The following is an 18,446-nucleotide window of genomic DNA, read 5'->3' as shown; positions in this document are numbered from 1 at the left end:
ATCCGGAAAAAAAGAAAGGATGACAAAAAGGAGCCAAAAGAAGGGCTGGAGGTGATAAACAGGTGTAGATGATATTGATTATAGTCCTGTTTCCGTTATTCGTAGCTATCCTGATTAACCGGCTGACGTTCTCTTATGGCGATAAAATAAAGTTAAAAAAAATAAACAGCTGCCTTCTCCTCACCTTAGCCCTTTTTAACATCAGAGCCGACAGATAAAAAAATTAATTTACCTGCACTGTGTTACGCTGATGGCAACATTTCAGAGGATAACGACATGACCTGGTTGAGCTTTCTCTTCGACGCGCTACACAGCAGCGAAACCAATACACAGTGTCCGGTGTGTAAAAAGTTTTCCAGACAGTCTGTAGCTAAAAAGAATAAAGGACAGGCAGTCTTATGCCCTCACTGTAAGTCATTGTATGTTATATAAAGTCCGTCGTCTTTTTATGTTGCGATCACCAGGCAGCAGCAAGTCATACTGTTTAACCTTATCCCTCATTGAGGCAATTTATCCGTAACATTAATTTCAATGTGCTGATAATCCTGCATTATCTTTCGTACTCGGTGAAATAACGTTGTGATTCACCCTGGTCGAGAAATTCGAATGGTGAAAGTTGAATAATATCTGGTCCTGCAGACCACACTTCATTAACTCTTGAGATAATATCGCCTTCCTGAAGCGTCAGAAGGTTATTAATGCGTAACACAGCAAATCTGCCATTTTTAAATTCGACCTGATACAACGCAACTTTCTTCAGCGGCATGATGGTTCTTCCACGAATTACCCGGCAGCAGAGTTCAGCACTTGATGAACTTTTCATGATAAACCTCTAATCTATTCATACTCTTCTGTTCAATAAATTAATCTGCATAATTGTGAATCTGACCTCAGCGCACACGTTGTGCAGATTTCAATTGGCCCGTCTGGACTGCATTTGTTCATATCCGTAAATATAGCGGGTTTATGAAAATAATCTGATACACCCTCTGCCGGGTTAAAAAGTGACTCCGGAGTATTGTCGGGTTATCAGAATGAGGATTAGCGGTGTCTTTTACAGGGAAAATAGTGGGTATGAGAGTGTGAGGTTAATCAGGGAAAGGGAGAGGTGAAACGGCTGAGTCGGTACCAGAAGCTGAAAATGCAGTGCTGAAAGCTATCAACTGACTCGCCGCCGCGACCGATGAGGCAAACCGGACCACTAAGCCACAAACCACACGTGGAACCAGCCCGCTTTCTCTCGCAAGCCGAATGCTTATTCGCCAGCGTTTTCAGAAAAAACGCCGTACTATTACATGGACGAGTTACTTTACATACTTCTGAGGTTTTTTGCTTTGTTTAGTAGTTTTGTTCCACCTGCTTAAAGCAATCAGCAGCGGCATGATAAGGCTGTTGAGGAAAATGCACCGCCACTTTACCGCCACTCAGAAATTCAGATACAAAAAAACCGCTTCAATGAGCGGCTTAAATATATGTATTTTATGACTAAATTTGGTGGCCCCTGCTGGGCTTGAACCAGCGACCAAGCGATTATGAGTCGCCTGCTCTAACCACTGAGCTAAGGGGCCAGCGGAGCGGGGATTATAAAGTATCTCTTCAGGGCAATCCAGCACTCAGCCACCGGTTGCTGAAATAAGCAGCAGTGATTTACCTGCTGATTTCTATAACAAATCTGGCGAACCGCGATCCCGAAGTCGCAAACAGGCACGGATAATGCTTCTCCGTGCCTTTAGTGAAACCGGACTTCAGTCGTTATGGCTGATGGCTGACTCAGCGCTGACGATAACGGGATGCTGATTGATTCCGTGAAAGGTGGGGAACCATTGTGCCACGAGCCTGATCGTAGTCGTGCCACATCTGCAGATCCTCCAGTGCCGGAATGGTTACCGTCTCCTTGCTGTCGAGTCCGGCAAGCGCGGCGTCCACCATCTCATCAACGTCCATCAGCATTTCAGCCGGGATGTCATTAATAGACTGGCCTGCGCGATCGAAAATCTCCGTACGGGTCGCACCGGGCAACACCGCCTGTACCTGCACACCGCTCTCTGCGAGTTCACGCTGCATCGCACGCGTCAGAGTCAGTACGTAAGACTTAGTGGCGTTATAGGCGCCGTTGAACATCTCGTGCACCAGCGACAGCACCGAGGCGATATTGATAATGATGCCATTTCCGCGCGCTTTGAAAGCCCGGCCAGCCGCCTGTGCCAGACGGGTAGGTGCCAGAATATTCAACGCCAGCATGGTGTTAATGCGTATGATGTCCGCCTCAAGAAACTCTCCCTCAACGTTCATGCCCGCGTTGTTCAGCAGCAGCGTAATCTGTGCGTTGTTCGCGAGCTCCGACTCCACGCGTTGCAGATCCTGCTCGTGCGTTAAGTCAGCCGCCATAACCGTCACCCGAATATCGTGCTGCTTTGCCAGTGCGTCAGCCAGGGTGGTGAGCCGCCCCTGATCGCGTGCGACCAGAATCAAATCATAACCGCGTGCTGCCAGTCGTTTTGCATAGGTCGCGCCGATACCGCTGGATGCGCCGGTGATTAAAGCTGTGCCTGATTGTGACATCTCTTTTTCCTCGTATGGTGGTCGTCATAATAGCCATCAATATGACGATCATCATATCTGTCGTCAAGCTGGAATATGATGACCGTAATAATTACTATAATAGCCAGACGCTACGTAGCAGACACCGCAGGAGATGAGATGGAGAAGCAGAGCAGCAAAGCGCATACGCGGCGGCGTATCCTTGATGAGGCGGCGCGCGTGATGCGTGAAACCGGCACCGAAGGAATTGGTGTAGCGGCGCTGATGAAGCGGGTCGGGCTGACACACGGCGGTTTTTATGCGCATTTTACCTCACGCGAGGAGCTGGTTGAGGAGGTGCTGAAGCATATGTTTGCTGAAGCCGATACCTTAAAGCCCGCGGAGTCCGTGACCCAGCCAGCGCAGCAGCTGGCAGATTTTATTGATAGCTATCTTTCCGAGGCGCATCGCAATGCGCCGGCGCAGGGCTGTCCATTAGCCGCTCTGGTGAGTGAAGTGGCTCATCTTCCACAGCCGACACGGCAGATCTTCGCACAGGGCTTTAATGCGATGCATGCCGGTCTGGCGCAGATATTACGTGAGTTGGAGTTGCCGGATGCGGAAGCACTGGCCTCCAGCATGTTGGCAGAGATGGTTGGTGCGCTGGCGCTGGCGCGCGCCTGTCCGGATACAGAGCAGGCCAGCCAGATGCTGCAACGCAGCCGCGATGCGCTGAAGCAGCGCACGCTGGAGGTGGCGGCATGAGTGAACACGCTATCCGCGACATCATCAGTTCCGGTCTTGATGTGCTGTTCTGTGGCATTAACCCGGGTCAGTCAACCGCCCATCAGGGGTTCCACTTCGCGCATCCCGGCAACCGGTTCTGGAAAGTCATCCATATGGCGGGATTCACCCAGCAGCAACTGAAGCCGGAAGAGGAGCAGCGCTTAACGGAGACCGGCTGCGGCATCACCATGCTGGTTGAGCGGCCCACGGTGCAGGCGAGTGAATTAGCGCCTGATGAGCTGCGCGATGGCGGCAAACGGCTGATGGAAAAGGTACTGGATTACCAGCCGGCTGCGCTGGCTATCCTGGGTAAGGATGCGTTTCGTCGTGCTTTTAAGCAGAACAAAGTCGAATGGGGCAAACAGCCGATATGTATGGGGAAAACGCAGGTGTGGGTGTTGCCGAATCCCAGCGGCCTTAATCGCGCATCTCTGGACGAGATGGTAGAGGCGTATCGTCAGCTCTATGTGGAACTGCATGCGGGGAGCGAATGAATCTGCGCAGGGCAGGGGAGAGGCAGTAACAGGCAGGCATAAAAAACCCCGGCGAACCGGGGTTTTTGTCTGACTTAATCGTCGAGGAAGCTGCGCAGCACTTCCGAACGGCTCGGATGGCGCAGTTTACGCAGAGCTTTGGCTTCAATCTGACGAATACGCTCACGCGTAACGTCGAACTGTTTGCCCACTTCTTCCAGCGTATGGTCAGTGTTCATATCGATACCGAAACGCATGCGCAGCACTTTCGCTTCGCGCGCGGTCAGGCCAGCCAGCACGTCATGGGTAGCAGAACGCAGGCTCTCTGAGGTAGCAGAATCCAGCGGCAGCTCCAGCGTGGTGTCTTCGATAAAATCGCCCAGATGTGAATCTTCATCATCACCAATCGGCGTCTCCATGGAGATCGGCTCTTTAGCGATTTTCAGCACCTTACGGATTTTATCTTCTGGCATCAGCATACGTTCAGCCAGCTCTTCCGGCGTGGGTTCGCGGCCCATCTCCTGCAGCATCTGGCGTGAAATACGGTTGAGCTTGTTGATGGTCTCAATCATATGCACCGGAATACGGATGGTACGCGCCTGGTCGGCGATAGAGCGGGTGATAGCCTGACGGATCCACCAGGTCGCATAGGTCGAGAACTTGTAACCACGGCGATATTCAAACTTATCTACCGCTTTCATCAGGCCGATATTACCTTCCTGAATCAGGTCAAGGAACTGCAGACCGCGGTTGGTATATTTCTTGGCAATCGAAATAACCAGACGCAGGTTAGCTTCCACCATCTCTTTCTTGGCGCGACGTGCTTTGGCTTCACCGATCGACATGCGACGGTTAATGTCTTTGACCTGTTCAATGGTCAGACCGGTCTCTTCTTCGACCTGCGCCAGTTTCTGCAGGGAACGTGTCACGTCATCCTGCACTTCCAGCAGCTTTTCAGACCACGGCTTGTTCATGGCCAGAGCAGCTTTGAACCAGGTTTCATTGGTTTCGTTGCCGGTAAACAGCGTGATAAAGTTTTTCTTCGGCATTTTGCACAGCTCAATACAGAGCTTCATGATCAGACGTTCCTGCGTACGAACGCGTTCCATCATGGTGCGCATGCTGCCTACCAGGTAATCGAACTGCTTCGGTACCAGGCGGAACTGCTTGAAGACATCAGAGAGGTTCTGGATTTCAGCAACGGCGGCAGCATGACTGCGACCTTTGCTTTTAATCACTGCGCGGGTAGTTTCATACTGCTTACGCAGGTCAGAAAACTTCTCACGCGCCAGTTCCGGATCGATTGAGTTATCGTCGTCGGAGCTGTCATCATCCTCCTCATCTTCTTCTTCATCGTCCTTACGATCGGCTTCAGAAAGTTCAGAGCCCACGTGCGTTGCCGTTGGGGCGATATCTTCTTCTGCGTTAGGATCGACGAAACCGGTGATCAGATCGGAGAGGCGTGATTCGCCTGCTTCAACTTTGTCGTACTGATCCAGAAGATACGTAATCGCTTCAGGGTATTCGGCTACAGAACACTGAACCTGGTTGATACCGTCTTCAATACGCTTAGCGATGTCAATTTCGCCTTCGCGCGTCAGCAGTTCAACGGTACCCATTTCACGCATATACATGCGGACCGGGTCAGTGGTACGCCCGATTTCAGATTCAACGCTGGATAACACCTGAGCGGCAGCTTCCGCGGCATCTTCGTCAGTATCGGAGCTGTTTTCGTTCAGCATCAGATCGTCGGCATCCGGGGCTTCTTCAACCACCTGAATACCCATGTCGTTAATCATCTGGATGATGTCTTCGATCTGATCTGAGTCGACGATATCTTCCGGCAGATGGTCATTGACCTCAGCATAGGTCAGATAGCCTTGCTCCTTACCACGGGTGACAAGAAGCTTGAGCTGTGACTGCGGGTTTTGCTCCATAAGACGGTATCCACACTTCTGTTAAATTAGATTGGTGTCGGTCGGCAGCGAGCCAACAATAGCAGTAAAGGCATTTAATTCTTGCCGCTGCCTTCGTCGCGGCGTGGGCTTTGCCCATCAGTAATCGGCACTTAAGCCGCTTGTATAAACTCTGTGCTAATGGCCTGGCTTACTTGCCATTCTTGTCCCCGGCAGTGCTCGCTTTCCTCACGTACTTCAGTACGCTCCGGAAGCTGTGCGCTGGCGGTGACCAGACTGGCTTCGACGCCTGCGGCCTTTAAAATATGTGCTGCTGGCCTGGCTTACTTGCCATTCTGCTCCCCGGCAGTGCTCGCTTTCCTCACGTACTTCAGTACGCTGCGGAAGCTGTGCGCTGGCGGTGACCAGACTGGCTTCGACGCCTGCGGCCTTTAACTTTTGGTACTGCGGACTATTTCGGTACCGGCATCACTCACGGTAGCGAAACGGGTGTCCGCGGCACTAAAACAGGCAATCTGCCCTTTCATCTGTCAGAACGGGCAGCGTGCTGAAAACAGTTACTTTCTGGCAAACGCCTGACTGAGAGTCCAGAGTTCCCGGCGCTCATCGGCGCTCAGTCCCTGGGTGCGTTCACGCGCAATCAAAAACTCCAGGCGCTCTTCAAGAGCAGAGTCGTAGATGCTGGCCAGCGAGTCCTGGAACACCGCTTCGGCTTCCTCATCTACTATCATGTGGTTCCAGATCGCCAGTGTTTCAAGCGTCTGACTAAAATTTGTTCCGCGATATAACTCTAGTAGCTGACCGGTGGTCAATCCAGGATTCTCATTACAACGGCCCACTAATTCAATAAATAGCGGTAAACCCGGCATTTTTGACTCAGACAGCCCATCAAGCGAAGGCACCAGGGTGGCCAGCTGCGGACTCTGAATCAGCAACGCGATCAGCACGCGCATAGTGGTACGCTTCAGCGGTGGCGCTACCGGCGTCGTTCCGCTTGCGGCCAGCTTCGGCATCAGCTTTTCAAGCTGATTGTCGTCAAGAATACCCAGCTTATTCCCCAGTTCCTGACGCATATAAATTCGTAAGGTCTCACCAGGGATCTGTGTAATCAGCGGTAAAGCCAGCGTGCTCAGGCGCGCCTTTCCGTCGCGTGAGCTCAGATCCACCTGCGGCAGCAGGCTATCAAATAAAAACGAAGAGAGCGGCATCGCCTGCTCCATCCTCGCTTCGAAGGCGTCTTTACCCTCTTTGCGTACCAGCGTATCCGGGTCTTCACCATCGGGTAAAAACATAAAGCGTAGCTGACGACCATCATTCATGTAAGGCAATGCGGTTTCAAGCGCACGCCATGCCGCTTCACGACCAGCCCTGTCGCCGTCGTAACAGCAGATCACGGTGTCGGTACTGCGAAACAGCAACTGAATGTGTTCAGCAGTGGTGGAGGTGCCTAATGACGCAACGGCATAATCTATCCCGTACTGCGCCAGCGCAACCACGTCCATGTATCCCTCAACCACTAACAGGCGGGCGGGTTCAGGATGGTTCTTAACGGCTTCATAGAGGCCATAGAGCTGGCGGCCTTTATGGAAAATAGGTGTTTCCGGCGAGTTCAGATACTTCGGCGTATCGTTACCCAGCACGCGTCCGCCAAAACCTATGACGCGTCCACGCTTATCGCGGATCGGAAACATGACGCGGTCGCGAAACCGGTCATAAGTACGGCCTTTGTCATTGCTGACCAGCATGCCCGCTTCCATCAATGACTCGCGATCTTCCGATTGCTTACCAAAACGCTTGAGAACGTTATCCCAGCCGGCTGGCGCGTAACCTATGGCGAAGTGATTGATGATTTCGGCGCTCAGACCACGACGATCAAGATAGTCGCGTGCTGGCTGCGCACTGGATTGCTGCAGACCCTGCTGATAAAAACCGTTCAGGTTCTCCATCAGCTGATACAGGCTCTGGCGCTGATGGCGTTCCATCTGGCTGGGCCCGCTGCCTGCTTCGTAAGGCACGTCTAAACCGTGGGAAGTGGCTAACTCTTCAATACTTTCCACAAACTCCAGACGATCAAAGTTCATTAAAAAGTCGATAGCGTTGCCGTGTGCACCACAGCCGAAACAGTGATAGAACTGCTTTTCGCCGTTTACGGTGAAAGAGGGCGTTTTTTCATTATGGAAAGGACAGCACGCATGGAAATTCTTACCCTGCTTTTTCAGCTTAACGCGGGCATCGATAAGATCCACGATATCCGTGCGGGCAAGTAAATCGTTGATAAATACGCGTGGAATTCGTCCAGCCATACGCCCCAGATTTTCAGCTCATAAACGGCAACAAGCCGCGCTTCCTTTCGGAAAGCACGGCCTTTTACTTGACTCTGTCTGCGTGAATCACGCGGTGGAGGCGGACCTCCGGAACGACTTAGTACAGACGAGTGCGGCGTGCGTTTTCGCGAGCCAGTTTCTTGGCGTGACGCTTAACTGCTGACGCTTTAGCGCGCTTACGTTCGGTAGTCGGTTTTTCATAGAACTCACGACGACGAACTTCAGCCAGAACGCCTGCTTTCTCGCATGAACGCTTGAAGCGACGCAGTGCTACGTCAAATGGCTCGTTTTCACGTACTTTAATTACCGGCATGTAACTCTCACCTCGATAAAATTCGGTTTTTGCTGCTGACTGCGGCGCCAGCACATTTCAAAATGGTGCAGCATTTTACTCCAACTCAAGTTGGTTTGTAAAGCACCATGGATAATTTGAAACCAACAGGAGCGTTTGCCTGTGCGGCTGCCGGTTTTTCCAGGGGCGGGAGTATAGCGCACTCTTTAGCCGACAGAAAATGACTTTTTACGGTGGATGCCCGCGCTGCACATCCAATTGCTGTGATAAACTGCGCGCCGCAAGAATGAGGTGATGCAATGCGAATTCTGGGTATTGAAACGTCGTGCGATGAAACCGGCATCGCAATCTATGATGACGAGGCCGGATTACTGGCTAACCAACTCTACAGCCAGGTAAAACTGCACGCCGATTATGGCGGTGTGGTGCCGGAACTGGCCTCACGTGATCACGTGCGTAAAACCGTGCCGTTGATTCAGGCTGCGCTGAAAGAGGCCGGTCTGGAGCCGCAGCAGATCGACGCGGTGGCTTACACAGCAGGCCCTGGACTGGTCGGTGCGCTGCTGGTTGGTGCCACCATTGGCCGCGCCCTGGCGTTTGCCTGGAAAGTCCCCGCCGTGCCGGTCCACCATATGGAAGGCCACCTGCTGGCACCGATGCTGGAAGAGAATCCGCCGGAATTTCCGTTTGTTGCACTCCTGGTGTCGGGCGGACATACGCAGCTGATTAGCGTCACCGGCATTGGTGAATACGCGCTGCTGGGTGAATCGATCGATGATGCCGCGGGTGAAGCGTTCGACAAAACGGCCAAGCTGCTTGGGCTGGATTATCCGGGCGGGCCAATGCTGTCGAAGATGGCGCAGCAGGGCACGGCGGGACGTTTTACCTTCCCGCGTCCGATGACCGATCGTCCGGGCCTGGATTTCAGCTTCTCCGGCCTGAAAACCTTTGCCGCCAATACTATCCGCGCCAATGATGATGATGCTCAGACCCGTGCTGACATCGCCCGCGCCTTTGAAGATGCGGTGGTGGATACGCTGTCGATCAAATGTAAGCGTGCGCTGGATCAGACCGGCTTTAAGCGGCTGGTGATTGCCGGTGGCGTCAGCGCTAACCGCACACTGCGCGAGCAGATGGCGATCATGATGCAAAAGCGCGGCGGCGAAGTGTTCTACGCCCGCCCGGAGTTCTGTACCGATAACGGTGCGATGATCGCGTATGCGGGCATGGTGCGGTTAAAAGGCGGAACGCGGGGAGAGTTAAGCGTCAGCGTGCGACCGCGCTGGCCGCTGGCGGAACTGCCCGCCATCTGATGTGAAAAAAGCCGGCTCACAAGCCTGCATCTGGGGGAATCTGGCCGTAACGGATAAGCTCAACGCGCAGGGAACAGGGTCAGAGGAGGAAAGCGTCACGCGCCATGGATGGCGCGGGCCGAGCGGTCAGGGATGACGGCTTTTGCGTCTTTCCGATCTGACCCTGTTTCCTGCGCAGTCGCGGACATAAAGCCAGACTTTGTCGACACCTTCAGGCCAGCTTTTTTTATGGCTGAGATTTCTTTTTGCGCTTCCAGAGCTTGCCTTCCTGACCCCGCCACAGCCGCTGAATATTATCGTGATGACGCAGCAGGATCAGACAGGAGAGCATAGAAACCGGGAAGGTGAACTGCGGTTTGAACCACCACACATAAAAAGGCGCGATCAGCGCGCTGACGATGGCACCCAGCGAGGAATAGCCGCTGAGTAAGACCGTTAACAGCCAGGTGCCGGTGACCAGCCCGGTTAAGTCCCAGCCAATCGGCGCAATCGCGCCAAATGCCGTCGCCACACCCTTGCCACCGCGAAAGTGAAAGAACACCGGATAGATATGACCCAGACAGGCGGCAATGGCGGTCAGACCGAGATAGAGCGGAGTCACGTGCATCAGATAGGCCAGCCAGACCGGCACCATCCCTTTCAGCACATCAAACACTAATACGCTGGCTGCTGCGGTTTTACCCCCCAGACGCAGGACGTTAGTGGCACCCGGATTGCCGGAACCGTGTGTGCGCGGATCGGGCAGGCCAGCGAGTTTGCAAACCAGAATCGCACTGGAAATCGAACCGCAAAGATACGCGAAAATAATCATACCAAGCGCGAAAGCACTCATAACACCGTACCGTTCCCTTTAGGGTCGTTTTGATCTCTTTAACCGTGGATAATACGCATAATCAGCCGGAAGTGGTATCCGGCTTAGCCAAAAACAGAGACTCTCATCATGGATATTGTATTTATAGAACAACTCACGGTCTTCACCACTATTGGCGTTTACGACTGGGAACAGGGCATACAGCAGAAGCTGGTGCTCGATGTCGAAATGGCCTGGGATAACCGTCTGGCGGCCAGTAGCGACGATGTGAAAGATTGTCTGAGCTATGCGGATGTCTCCTCGGCGATTCTGACGCATCTTACCGGCAGTCGTTTTGCGCTGGTTGAACGGGTTGCTGAAGAAATCGCGGATCTGTTGATGAACCGTTTCAATTCGCCTGGCGTCCGCATAAAGGTAAGCAAACCGGGGGCTGTAGCCCAGGCAGCACAGGTTGGCGTGCGAATTGAGCGCGGGACTATTCCTAAATAAATACGATGTGATTGCCATCACAATGAAACCAAACCAAATTACTGTCTGTCATAGCGTGTACCGTTTCGTTACAGCAGGCGAAATGGTGTAGACCTTAAGGTTTAATTCAGGCTGATAGCGGCATGATTTCAGGCGATAGCCACGCGCTACCGCCTTTTTAATGGTTTTGAAACGGATAGAGGAAACATTTGATGGCAGATATTCATCAGCTTTGGGTAGCTGCAATCCTGGGCGTTGTGGAAGGGCTGACCGAATTTTTACCGGTCTCTTCCACAGGGCACATGATTATAGTGGGTCACCTGCTGGGCTTTGAGGGTGAAAAAGCCGAGACCTTTGAAGTTGTGATCCAGTTAGGATCGATTCTGGCTGTAGTAGTGATGTTCTGGCGCCGTCTGTTTGGCCTGATTGGCATCCACTTTGGCGAAGTTAAACATGAAGGCGTCGGCACTGGCCGTCTGTCGCTGATCCATATCCTGCTGGGTATGGTACCGGCGGTGGTCGTGGGTCTGGTGCTGCACGATCAGATCAAAACGCTGTTTAATCCGATCAACGTGATGTACGCCCTGGTGGTAGGTGGTGTGCTGCTGCTGGCAGCTGAGTACCTTAAGCCAAAACAGCCGAAAGCGGTGGGCGTCGATGATATTACCTATCGTCAGGCGTTTATGATTGGCTGTTTCCAGTGCTTAGCGCTGTGGCCGGGCTTCTCACGTTCCGGTGCAACCATCTCCGGTGGCATGCTGATGGGCGTGAGCCGCTATGCCGCGTCGGAGTTCTCCTTCATCCTGGCGGTGCCAATGATGATGGGTGCGACCGTACTGGATATGTACAAGAGCATCGGCTTCCTGACGATGGCGGATTTCCCGATGTTCGCGGTGGGCTTTGTCACGGCGTTTATCGTGGCGCTGATTGCAATTAAAGCCTTCCTTCAGCTGATCAAACGCATCTCATTTGTTTCGTTCGCGATCTACCGCTTTATTGTGGCAGCCGCGGTTTACATGGTCTTCATGTAAAGCCCACGCAGCCTGCTAGTCAGGCTGCGTAATCGCCAGACCCTGCGCGACGGCGTCAATCCGTCGTCGCGTCAACTCTTCCCGCACTTCTGCACCTTTAAATCCCGCTTCGACCACCGCTTTGGTCGGCACCGCCTGCGCCAGCGCAAAAGCACGACGCAGATAGTCGCCCTGCGGATAAGGCATGCTCTCCAGTCCGGCTCGCCCGCGCGCATCCGCTTCACTGGTCAGCGCCATCTGCTCAACGCGCTGTGGCTTACGCCAGGCATCGATCCGGTCAAACAGTGCTACCAGCGACGCGGCAGATTGCCGTTCAATGGTGTGCACCACGTCGTGAAATTCGGTCACAATCAGCGCCAGATCGCGAATCGCGTTTGGCACCCGCAGTCGCTGGCACAGCGCCTCGACCAGGGGAACGCCCGCCAGACCATGACCGTGGTGGCTGGGCCACAACTCAGGCGGCGTCAGCGCCTTGCCGACGTCATGGAACAGCGTGGCGAAGCGCACCTCGATCTCACTGGAGAGGGCGGCGGCCATCGCCAGTGTCATCAGCGTATGGACGCCGGTATCGATTTCCGGGTGCCACTTAATCGGCGCAGGAATACCAAACAGATTATCCAGCTCAGGAAACAGCACCTGCAATGCACCGCAGTCGCGCAGGACCTGAAAATAGACCTGCGGATTACGGGAACTCAGCGCCTTTTCCGTCTCTTTCCACACCCGCTCAGCAGTGAGATTCGACAGCTCGCCGCTTTCGGCCATCTGCTGCATCAGCTGCTGGGTTTCGGGGGCAATACGAAAGTTGAGATGGGCAAAACGCGCCGCAAAGCGCGCAACGCGCAGTACCCGCAGCGGATCTTCACTGAAGGCGTCAGAGACGTGACGCAGCAGGCGCAGGGCAATATCACGCTGGCCATTATAAGGATCGACCAGCTCACCGTTTTCATCCTGCGCAATCGCATTGATGGTCAGATCGCGGCGCTGTAAGTCCTGCTCCAGCGTCACGTCGGGCGCGGACCAGGTGACAAAACCGGTGTAGCCTTTCCCGTTTTTCCGCTCGGTACGTGCCAGCGCATATTCTTCGCGACTGACGGGATGCAGGAAAACGGGAAAATCGCGACCGACCTGGTGATAGCCCTGCTCAAGCATGGCTTCGGGCGTGGAACCTGTCACCACCCAATCTTTGTCTGTAACCGGCAGATTCAGCAGCGCATCACGCACCGCACCGCCAACAAGAAACGTCTTCACGCAAAACTCCAGAGAAAAAGAAATGACCTGCACGCCGGGCGCGTCCCGCGCCTGAAATCAGCGGTGCATATCATTTTATTGTTGCACAGATTCCCCGGATTGCAGACATGCCAAAAAGGGGATCCTGCGATCCCCTGCTCAAATCCGGCTAAATGGTGTCAGTTCATCCAGCGATCGCTTTTCTTACGGCGCGGCAGCATGTGCGGCAGTAACAGGCCCAGCAGCAGGCCGACGCCCAGCACGCCGCCGCCATACATAAACCACTGCATGATGATGGTGCGCTGCTTATCATCCAGCTGAACGTTAGCGGCGCTGACTTTCTTCTGCGCGACGATCAGCTCATTTTTCAGCTTCTGATTCTCGCCTTTCAGCCCGTTGATAACGCCGTCGCTGCTGGCGACTTTGTTCTGCATCTCAGCCGTGCGCTGGTTCCAGCTGTTGTCGATGTTATCCAGTTTGGCGGTCAGATCTTTCACCTGCTGCTCAAGCTGAGGCACCCGGGTGCGCAGGCTCGGATTAGCACTGAGCTGCGACAGGGGGATCCAGGTGGTGCGGCCTTCCGAATCACGGATCTGGCCATAATGCGTGTCATTGTTGGTCTGTAACAGCTGCACCTCTTCCCCGGCGTTCAGCTTACCGAGCAGGCGAAACTGATCGCCCGGTCCGCTGCGAACCCAGGTAGAAAGTTCATCAGAAACATAGCGTTTTTCTTCGGCATGGGCAGGTGCAAGGGTGCTAAGGGCAAGCAAAGTGAGTCCAGCGAGAGTAATTTTTTTCATTCGATTTCGTTTGGCTTAGTCTGACTAAAAATTTACCGGCACAGTCTGGAGAGGCCTCGCATAAATCTGAATGAGAACTATCCTGGTCTCATGAGAGTGCGAAAAGGTCTGCGAAAGAGCAAAGAAAGCAGAGACAGCGCGGCTTCTGTGCATTAATCTTCGCCTGATAACCCCTTGCCCTCCAGGCGACAGCTTGAGTAACCTGCTGATAATCGCCTGAAATATGCAGGAAACACCCTCTTAAGTGCCAGCGGCGTAGTGAATAAAAAATTATGACCATCGAAATCGAACTAAAGTTCATTGCAACTCCACAGGCGGCCGGGAAACTGGCTGAACTGCTCTCCACTCTGCCGCATCAGCATCAGGCTGCTCGCGAGCTGACCAACATCTACTTTGAAACCGACGACAACCAGCTACGACGCTGGGATATGGGATTGCGTATCCGCGGCGTAGACCAGCGTTATGAAATGACGCTGAAAGCGGCGGGGCAGACGCTCGGCGGACTGCATCAGCGCCCGGAATACAACGTTGAGCTCAGCGAACCGGTTCTGGACATTGCACGCCTGCCGGCAGAGATCTGGCCGCAGGGCACCGATGTCGCGGCGTTGCAGCCGCGCTTGCAGCCCCTGTTCACCACCCATTTCCAGCGCGAGATCTGGCTGATCACCACAGGCAACAGTGAAATTGAAGTGGCGTTTGATCAGGGCGAGGTCACGGCAGGTGATCTCAGCGAACCGCTGTGCGAGATCGAGCTGGAGCTGAAACGTGGCGAACGCCAGGATCTGCTGGCCTTCGCACAGCAGCTGGTGGCGCTGGGCGGTCTGCGTATGGGCAGCCTGAGCAAAGCTGCCCGCGGCTATCAGCTGGCGCAGGGTAATCCGCCGCGCCAGATACAGCCTTTCCCGCTGCTGAAAGCGGGCGCCAAAGCCACCGTAGAGCAGGGCATGGTGGCCGCGATGTCAGCAGGACTTCATCACTGGCAATATCATGAAGAAGTCTGGCTGCGCGGCAATGCGGCGGCCCAGGATGCGGTGCGCGAAGCGCTGGATCTGCTGCGTCAGGCGTTCAGCCTGTTTGGTGCGCTGGTGCCGCGTAAAGCCAGCAGTGCGCTGCGTCAGCAGCTGACCACGCTGGAAGAGACGCTGGTGAATGAAGAGCAGGATGCTGCCACTTTCTGCTTATCTTCCCTCTCGGTTGAGACGCAGCTGGCGCTGACACACTGGCTGGCTGAATCTCAGTGGCGTCAGTGGATCGATGCCAAAGGGGAAGCCAAGCTGCAGGGGTCCTATAAACGCTTCAGCGACATTATGCTGAGCCGCGTCAATGCCGATCTGAGAGAAACGTTCATCACGGTAAAACAACCCAACGAGTATCAGGACAAAGCTACCCGTCTGGCGCGTCAATTGCTTACCGTCCACCTGCTGGCGGGATTCTATCCGTCTGAGGCGGTCGTCAGCTGGCTCGACCCGTGGCAACAGCTGCTGTCGGCAATTCATGAAAAACAGACGTCCGGGTTAGCCTGGCTGGCGATGCAGGCGCTGAAACAGCCTCCGTTCTGGCTCACCAGCGGCGCTGGTCGCTAACGGGTATTCCGTCACGCCATCAAGGAGGGAGTTATGTTGTCAGCACTTCCCGCGTTGCTACGCGACCAGGCCGAAGAGGCCGCCCGACAGATTGGGGTTCCGCTGGCTTCGTTAAGCCCGGAGCAGGCTGCCGGACTGGCTTTCAGCGATTTTGTGCTGGAAAACCTGCAACAACATCCCGACTGGTGGCAGGCGATGCTCGACCAGCCGCCGCAGCCTGATGAGTGGCAACACTACTCTGCGTGGCTCGATCAGGCGCTTAGCGGCATCGACAGTGAAGCGAGCCTGATGCGCGAACTGCGGCTGTTTCGTCGCCGTATGCTGGTACGCATCGCCTGGATGCAGTCTCTGCAGCACGCTACAACCGAACAGAGCCTGCAACAGCTCAGCGCATTAGCCGAAGTGCTGATCAGCCGGGCGCGTGACTGGGTTTATCAGGATTGCTGTCGTGATTTTGGTACGCCCTGTAATGCGGACGGCGACGCGCAGCCGATGCTGATTCTGGGCATGGGCAAGCTGGGCGGCGGCGAACTCAATTTTTCTTCTGATATTGACCTGATTTTTGCCTGGCCGGAAAACGGCACAACGCGTGGCGGACGGCGTGAACTCGACAACGCTCAGTTCTTTACCCGCATGGGACAGCGGCTGATTAAAGTGCTGGATCAACCCACCATGGATGGTTTTGTCTATCGGGTGGATATGCGTCTGCGCCCGTTTGGCGACAGCGGCCCGCTGGTGATGAGCTTTGCCGCGCTGGAAGATTATTACCAGGAGCAGGGACGCGACTGGGAGCGTTACGCCATGGTCAAGGCGCGGCTGATGGGTGATGACCACGATCGCTGGAGCCTGGAGCTGCAGCAGATGCTGCGGCCATTCGTTTACCGCCGCTACATCGACTTCAGCGTGATCCAGTCACTGCGTAACATGAAAGGGATGATCAGCCGCGAAGTGCGGCGACGCGGGCTGAAAAACAATATCAAACTGGGTGCGGGCGGCATCCGTGAAACCGAATTTATCGTGCAGGTATTCCAGCTGATTCGCGGCGGGCGTGAGCGCTCGTTACAGCTGCGCTCACTGCTGCCGACGCTGGAGGCGATCAAAACCCTGGCCCTGCTGCCCGCGGAACAGGTCGATGCGTTGCGTGTTGCCTACCTGTTCCTGCGGCGGCTGGAGAATCTGCTGCAAAGCCTGGGGGACGAGCAGACCCAGACCCTGCCAGAGGATGAACTGCATCGCGCCCGGCTGGCGTGGGCGATGGATTGTGCCGACTGGCCTGCTCTGATGACCCGGCTCGACGGCCAGATGGCGGCGGTGCGCGCCATCTTCGACGAGCTGATTGGCGAAGATACCCCTGAGATTGGCGATCAGCGTGAGCTGGCAGAGTTTCAGGTGCTGTGGCAGGACCAGCTGGAGGATAGCGAACTGGCGCCGCTGGTGCCGCAACTCAGTGACGAGCAGCGGATTACGCTGCACCAGACGCTGGAGGCGTTTCGTCAGGATATCAACCGGCGCACCATCGGCCCGCGTGGCCGTCAGGCGCTGGACCAGCTGATGCCGCGTCTGCTGAGCGAAGTCTGCCCGCGTGAAGATGCGGCGGTGACGCTCGGCCGCCTGACGCCGCTGCTGATCGGCGTACTGACCCGCAGCACCTATCTGGAGCTGCTGACCGAATATCACGGTGCGCTGCGCCACTTAATTCGCCTGTGCGCCGCCTCACCGATGGTAGCCAGCCAGCTGGCGCGTCATCCCTTATTGCTGGATGAACTGCTCGATCCCGCCACGCTCTATCAGCCAACCGCCACCGATGCCTATCGCGATGAGCTGCGACAATATCTGCTGCGCATCCCTACCGAGGACGAAGAGCAGCAGCTGGAAGCGGTGCGGCAGTTTAAGCAGGCACAGCATCTGCGTATTGCTGCCGCCGACATCGCCGGAACGCTGCCGGTGATGAAAGTCAGCGATCATCTCACCTGGCTGGCAGAAGCGATTATCGAATCTGTGGTGCGCCAGGCGTGGAATATGATGGTGCAGCGTTACGGCCGTCCTTCGCATCTGAGTAATGAACATGAACGTGGTTTTGCCGTGCTGGGCTACGGCAAACTGGGGGGCTGGGAGCTGGGTTACAGTTCTGACCTCGATTTGGTGTTCCTGCATGACTGCCCGGCAGACGCGGTGACAGAAGGGGAGCGCAGCATCGATGGCCGTCAGTTCTATCTGCGCCTCGCCCAGCGCATCATGCATCTTTTCAGTACCCGCACCTCCTCCGGCATTCTCTACGAAGTGGATGCGCGCCTGCGTCCTTCGGGCGCGGCGGGCATGCTGGTGAGTACCTTTGAGGCCTTTGAAGAGTATCAGCGCAGTGAAGCCTGGACCTGGGAGCATCAGGCGCTGGTCCGGGCACGCGTCGTCTTTGGCGAGGCGGCACTGGGTGAACGTTTTAGCGTAATTCGTCAGGCGATTCTGTCACTGCCACGTGCCGCGGAAGCGCTGCAAACGGAAGTGCGTGAGATGCGTGAAAAGATGCGCGCTCACCTCAGCAACAAACATAAAGGTCGCTGGGATATCAAAGCCGACGCGGGCGGCATCACCGATATTGAATTCATCGCCCAATATCTTGTCTTACGCTACGCCGCTGAGCAGCCTGAACTGACGCGCTGGTCTGACAATGTGCGCATTTTCGAGCTGATGGCGAAGTACCATAAAATGCCCGCCGATGAAGCACAGGCGCTGACGCAGGCTTATGTGACGCTGCGCGACGCATTGCACCATCGCGCCCTGCAGGAACAGCCCGGCCACGTTGAGCCAGAGGCCTATGCAGCGGAGCGGCAGACGGTTCTGAGCAGCTGGCAGCGCTGGCTGATAACGCCTGCGTCTATCCTGGCGTGATGCTGATAGCACAAAT

At 55.0% G+C, this 18,446-nt stretch carries 16 protein-coding genes, 1 tRNA gene and 1 pseudogene; 9 read left to right on the top strand and 9 right to left on the bottom strand.

Features of this window, described 5'->3' with window-relative positions:
• Positions 1-276 precede the first annotated feature (276 nt).
• Positions 277-432, top strand: a complete 156-nt coding sequence (locus tag HFD94_RS23125) for a YnfU family zinc-binding protein (RefSeq protein ID WP_216844881.1) — start codon at positions 277-279, stop codon at positions 430-432.
• Between the two features lie 118 nt (positions 433-550).
• On the opposite strand, the gene HFD94_RS13095 is transcribed toward HFD94_RS23125, so the two are convergent.
• Complete coding sequence (locus HFD94_RS13095; protein WP_235194758.1) at positions 551-823, bottom strand: hypothetical protein; 273 nt, start codon at positions 821-823, stop codon at positions 551-553.
• A 392-nt stretch (positions 824-1,215) separates the two neighbouring features.
• Between HFD94_RS13095 and HFD94_RS23175 the strand changes: the two are divergent.
• Positions 1,216-1,299, top strand: a pseudogene (locus HFD94_RS23175) (STM2901 family protein); the annotation flags it as partial.
• Between the two features lie 193 nt (positions 1,300-1,492).
• Here HFD94_RS23175 and HFD94_RS13090 read toward each other — a convergent pair.
• Both HFD94_RS13090 and HFD94_RS13085 read right to left on the bottom strand, forming a co-directional pair.
• Positions 1,493-1,568: transfer RNA gene (locus HFD94_RS13090), tRNA-Ile, on the bottom strand.
• Positions 1,569-1,770: 202 nt separating this feature from the next.
• The gene (locus tag HFD94_RS13085; protein ID WP_122889600.1) at positions 1,771-2,562 is read right to left on the bottom strand and encodes an SDR family oxidoreductase; all 792 of its coding nucleotides are present in this window, start codon (positions 2,560-2,562) and stop codon (positions 1,771-1,773) included.
• Between the two features lie 138 nt (positions 2,563-2,700).
• On the opposite strand from HFD94_RS13085, the gene HFD94_RS13080 reads away from it, so the two are divergent.
• Together HFD94_RS13080 and mug are read left to right on the top strand one after the other, a co-directional pair.
• On the top strand, positions 2,701-3,285 hold the full coding sequence (locus HFD94_RS13080; protein ID WP_122889601.1) for a TetR/AcrR family transcriptional regulator: 585 nt from the start codon (positions 2,701-2,703) through the stop codon (positions 3,283-3,285).
• The gene (gene mug / locus HFD94_RS13075) at positions 3,282-3,800 is read left to right on the top strand and encodes a G/U mismatch-specific DNA glycosylase (protein WP_167433188.1); all 519 of its coding nucleotides are present in this window, start codon (positions 3,282-3,284) and stop codon (positions 3,798-3,800) included. The genes HFD94_RS13080 and mug overlap by 4 nt, the downstream gene beginning before the upstream one ends.
• Before the next feature lie 74 nt (positions 3,801-3,874).
• On the opposite strand, the gene rpoD is transcribed toward mug, so the two are convergent.
• From rpoD to rpsU, 3 genes are all read right to left on the bottom strand, one after another.
• Complete coding sequence (rpoD, locus tag HFD94_RS13070; protein ID WP_010699749.1) at positions 3,875-5,716, bottom strand: RNA polymerase sigma factor RpoD; 1,842 nt, start codon at positions 5,714-5,716, stop codon at positions 3,875-3,877.
• A gap of 536 nt (positions 5,717-6,252) precedes the next feature.
• Entirely contained in the window at positions 6,253-7,998 is a 1,746-nt protein-coding gene (dnaG, locus tag HFD94_RS13065; RefSeq protein ID WP_010699748.1) for a DNA primase, read from the bottom strand.
• A 118-nt stretch (positions 7,999-8,116) separates the two neighbouring features.
• Complete coding sequence (gene rpsU / locus HFD94_RS13060; RefSeq protein ID WP_001144069.1) at positions 8,117-8,332, bottom strand: 30S ribosomal protein S21; 216 nt, start codon at positions 8,330-8,332, stop codon at positions 8,117-8,119.
• Positions 8,333-8,610: 278 nt separating this feature from the next.
• Here rpsU and tsaD point away from each other — a divergent pair, with 278 nt between their 5' ends.
• Complete coding sequence (tsaD, locus tag HFD94_RS13055) at positions 8,611-9,624, top strand: tRNA (adenosine(37)-N6)-threonylcarbamoyltransferase complex transferase subunit TsaD (protein ID WP_010249066.1); 1,014 nt, start codon at positions 8,611-8,613, stop codon at positions 9,622-9,624.
• Positions 9,625-9,850: 226 nt separating this feature from the next.
• On the opposite strand, the gene plsY is transcribed toward tsaD, so the two are convergent.
• A complete protein-coding gene (gene plsY, locus HFD94_RS13050; protein WP_167433187.1) occupies positions 9,851-10,456 on the bottom strand; it encodes a glycerol-3-phosphate 1-O-acyltransferase PlsY in 606 nt (201 codons plus the stop codon).
• 108 nt (positions 10,457-10,564) lie between these two features.
• Between plsY and folB the strand changes: the two genes are divergently transcribed.
• Together folB and bacA are read left to right on the top strand one after the other, a co-directional pair.
• Positions 10,565-10,924: a bifunctional dihydroneopterin aldolase/7,8-dihydroneopterin epimerase gene (gene folB, locus HFD94_RS13045; RefSeq protein WP_010249061.1), complete on the top strand. Its 360-nt coding sequence runs from the start codon at positions 10,565-10,567 to the stop codon at positions 10,922-10,924.
• 191 nt (positions 10,925-11,115) lie between these two features.
• Positions 11,116-11,934 carry an undecaprenyl-diphosphate phosphatase gene (gene bacA / locus HFD94_RS13040; protein WP_010249058.1) on the top strand — a complete coding sequence of 273 codons (819 nt, stop codon included), beginning with the start codon at positions 11,116-11,118 and terminating at the stop codon, positions 11,932-11,934.
• Positions 11,935-11,949: 15 nt separating this feature from the next.
• On the opposite strand, the gene HFD94_RS13035 is transcribed toward bacA, so the two are convergent.
• Together HFD94_RS13035 and HFD94_RS13030 are read right to left on the bottom strand one after the other, a co-directional pair.
• The gene (locus HFD94_RS13035) at positions 11,950-13,182 is read right to left on the bottom strand and encodes a multifunctional CCA addition/repair protein (protein WP_122889602.1); all 1,233 of its coding nucleotides are present in this window, start codon (positions 13,180-13,182) and stop codon (positions 11,950-11,952) included.
• A gap of 158 nt (positions 13,183-13,340) precedes the next feature.
• Positions 13,341-13,961: a TIGR04211 family SH3 domain-containing protein gene (locus HFD94_RS13030; RefSeq protein WP_010671133.1), complete on the bottom strand. Its 621-nt coding sequence runs from the start codon at positions 13,959-13,961 to the stop codon at positions 13,341-13,343.
• Positions 13,962-14,233: 272 nt separating this feature from the next.
• Between HFD94_RS13030 and HFD94_RS13025 the strand changes: the two genes are divergently transcribed.
• Positions 14,234-15,544: an inorganic triphosphatase gene (locus HFD94_RS13025; protein WP_010671132.1), complete on the top strand. Its 1,311-nt coding sequence runs from the start codon at positions 14,234-14,236 to the stop codon at positions 15,542-15,544.
• Between the two features lie 33 nt (positions 15,545-15,577).
• Complete coding sequence (gene glnE / locus HFD94_RS13020; RefSeq protein WP_122889603.1) at positions 15,578-18,430, top strand: bifunctional [glutamate--ammonia ligase]-adenylyl-L-tyrosine phosphorylase/[glutamate--ammonia-ligase] adenylyltransferase; 2,853 nt, start codon at positions 15,578-15,580, stop codon at positions 18,428-18,430.
• Positions 18,431-18,446: the final 16 nt, after the last annotated feature.

It is taken from the genome of Pantoea sp. EKM20T (genome assembly GCF_011800485.1).
Taxonomy (GTDB): Bacteria; Pseudomonadota; Gammaproteobacteria; order Enterobacterales; family Enterobacteriaceae; genus Pantoea; species Pantoea agglomerans.
Note: the sequence above shows the minus strand (reverse complement) of the source record. Positions and strands in the feature narration are given on the sequence as shown.

What these genes read in the sequence shown, in the direction of transcription:
- tsaD (WP_010249066.1), top strand. Translation starts at nt 8,611, where the DNA reads ATGCGAATTCTGGGTATTGAAACGTCGTGCGATGAAACCGGCATCGCA.
- rpsU (WP_001144069.1), bottom strand. Translation starts at nt 8,332, where the DNA reads ATGCCGGTAATTAAAGTACGTGAAAACGAGCCATTTGACGTAGCACTG.
- plsY (WP_167433187.1), bottom strand. Translation starts at nt 10,456, where the DNA reads ATGAGTGCTTTCGCGCTTGGTATGATTATTTTCGCGTATCTTTGCGGT.
- dnaG (WP_010699748.1), bottom strand. Translation starts at nt 7,998, where the DNA reads ATGGCTGGACGAATTCCACGCGTATTTATCAACGATTTACTTGCCCGC.
- HFD94_RS13080 (WP_122889601.1), top strand. Translation starts at nt 2,701, where the DNA reads ATGGAGAAGCAGAGCAGCAAAGCGCATACGCGGCGGCGTATCCTTGAT.
- HFD94_RS13095 (WP_235194758.1), bottom strand. Translation starts at nt 823, where the DNA reads ATGAAAAGTTCATCAAGTGCTGAACTCTGCTGCCGGGTAATTCGTGGA.
- glnE (WP_122889603.1), top strand. Translation starts at nt 15,578, where the DNA reads ATGTTGTCAGCACTTCCCGCGTTGCTACGCGACCAGGCCGAAGAGGCC.
- HFD94_RS23125 (WP_216844881.1), top strand. Translation starts at nt 277, where the DNA reads ATGACCTGGTTGAGCTTTCTCTTCGACGCGCTACACAGCAGCGAAACC.
- HFD94_RS13085 (WP_122889600.1), bottom strand. Translation starts at nt 2,562, where the DNA reads ATGTCACAATCAGGCACAGCTTTAATCACCGGCGCATCCAGCGGTATC.
- rpoD (WP_010699749.1), bottom strand. Translation starts at nt 5,716, where the DNA reads ATGGAGCAAAACCCGCAGTCACAGCTCAAGCTTCTTGTCACCCGTGGT.
- folB (WP_010249061.1), top strand. Translation starts at nt 10,565, where the DNA reads ATGGATATTGTATTTATAGAACAACTCACGGTCTTCACCACTATTGGC.
- HFD94_RS13025 (WP_010671132.1), top strand. Translation starts at nt 14,234, where the DNA reads ATGACCATCGAAATCGAACTAAAGTTCATTGCAACTCCACAGGCGGCC.
- bacA (WP_010249058.1), top strand. Translation starts at nt 11,116, where the DNA reads ATGGCAGATATTCATCAGCTTTGGGTAGCTGCAATCCTGGGCGTTGTG.
- mug (WP_167433188.1), top strand. Translation starts at nt 3,282, where the DNA reads ATGAGTGAACACGCTATCCGCGACATCATCAGTTCCGGTCTTGATGTG.
- HFD94_RS13030 (WP_010671133.1), bottom strand. Translation starts at nt 13,961, where the DNA reads ATGAAAAAAATTACTCTCGCTGGACTCACTTTGCTTGCCCTTAGCACC.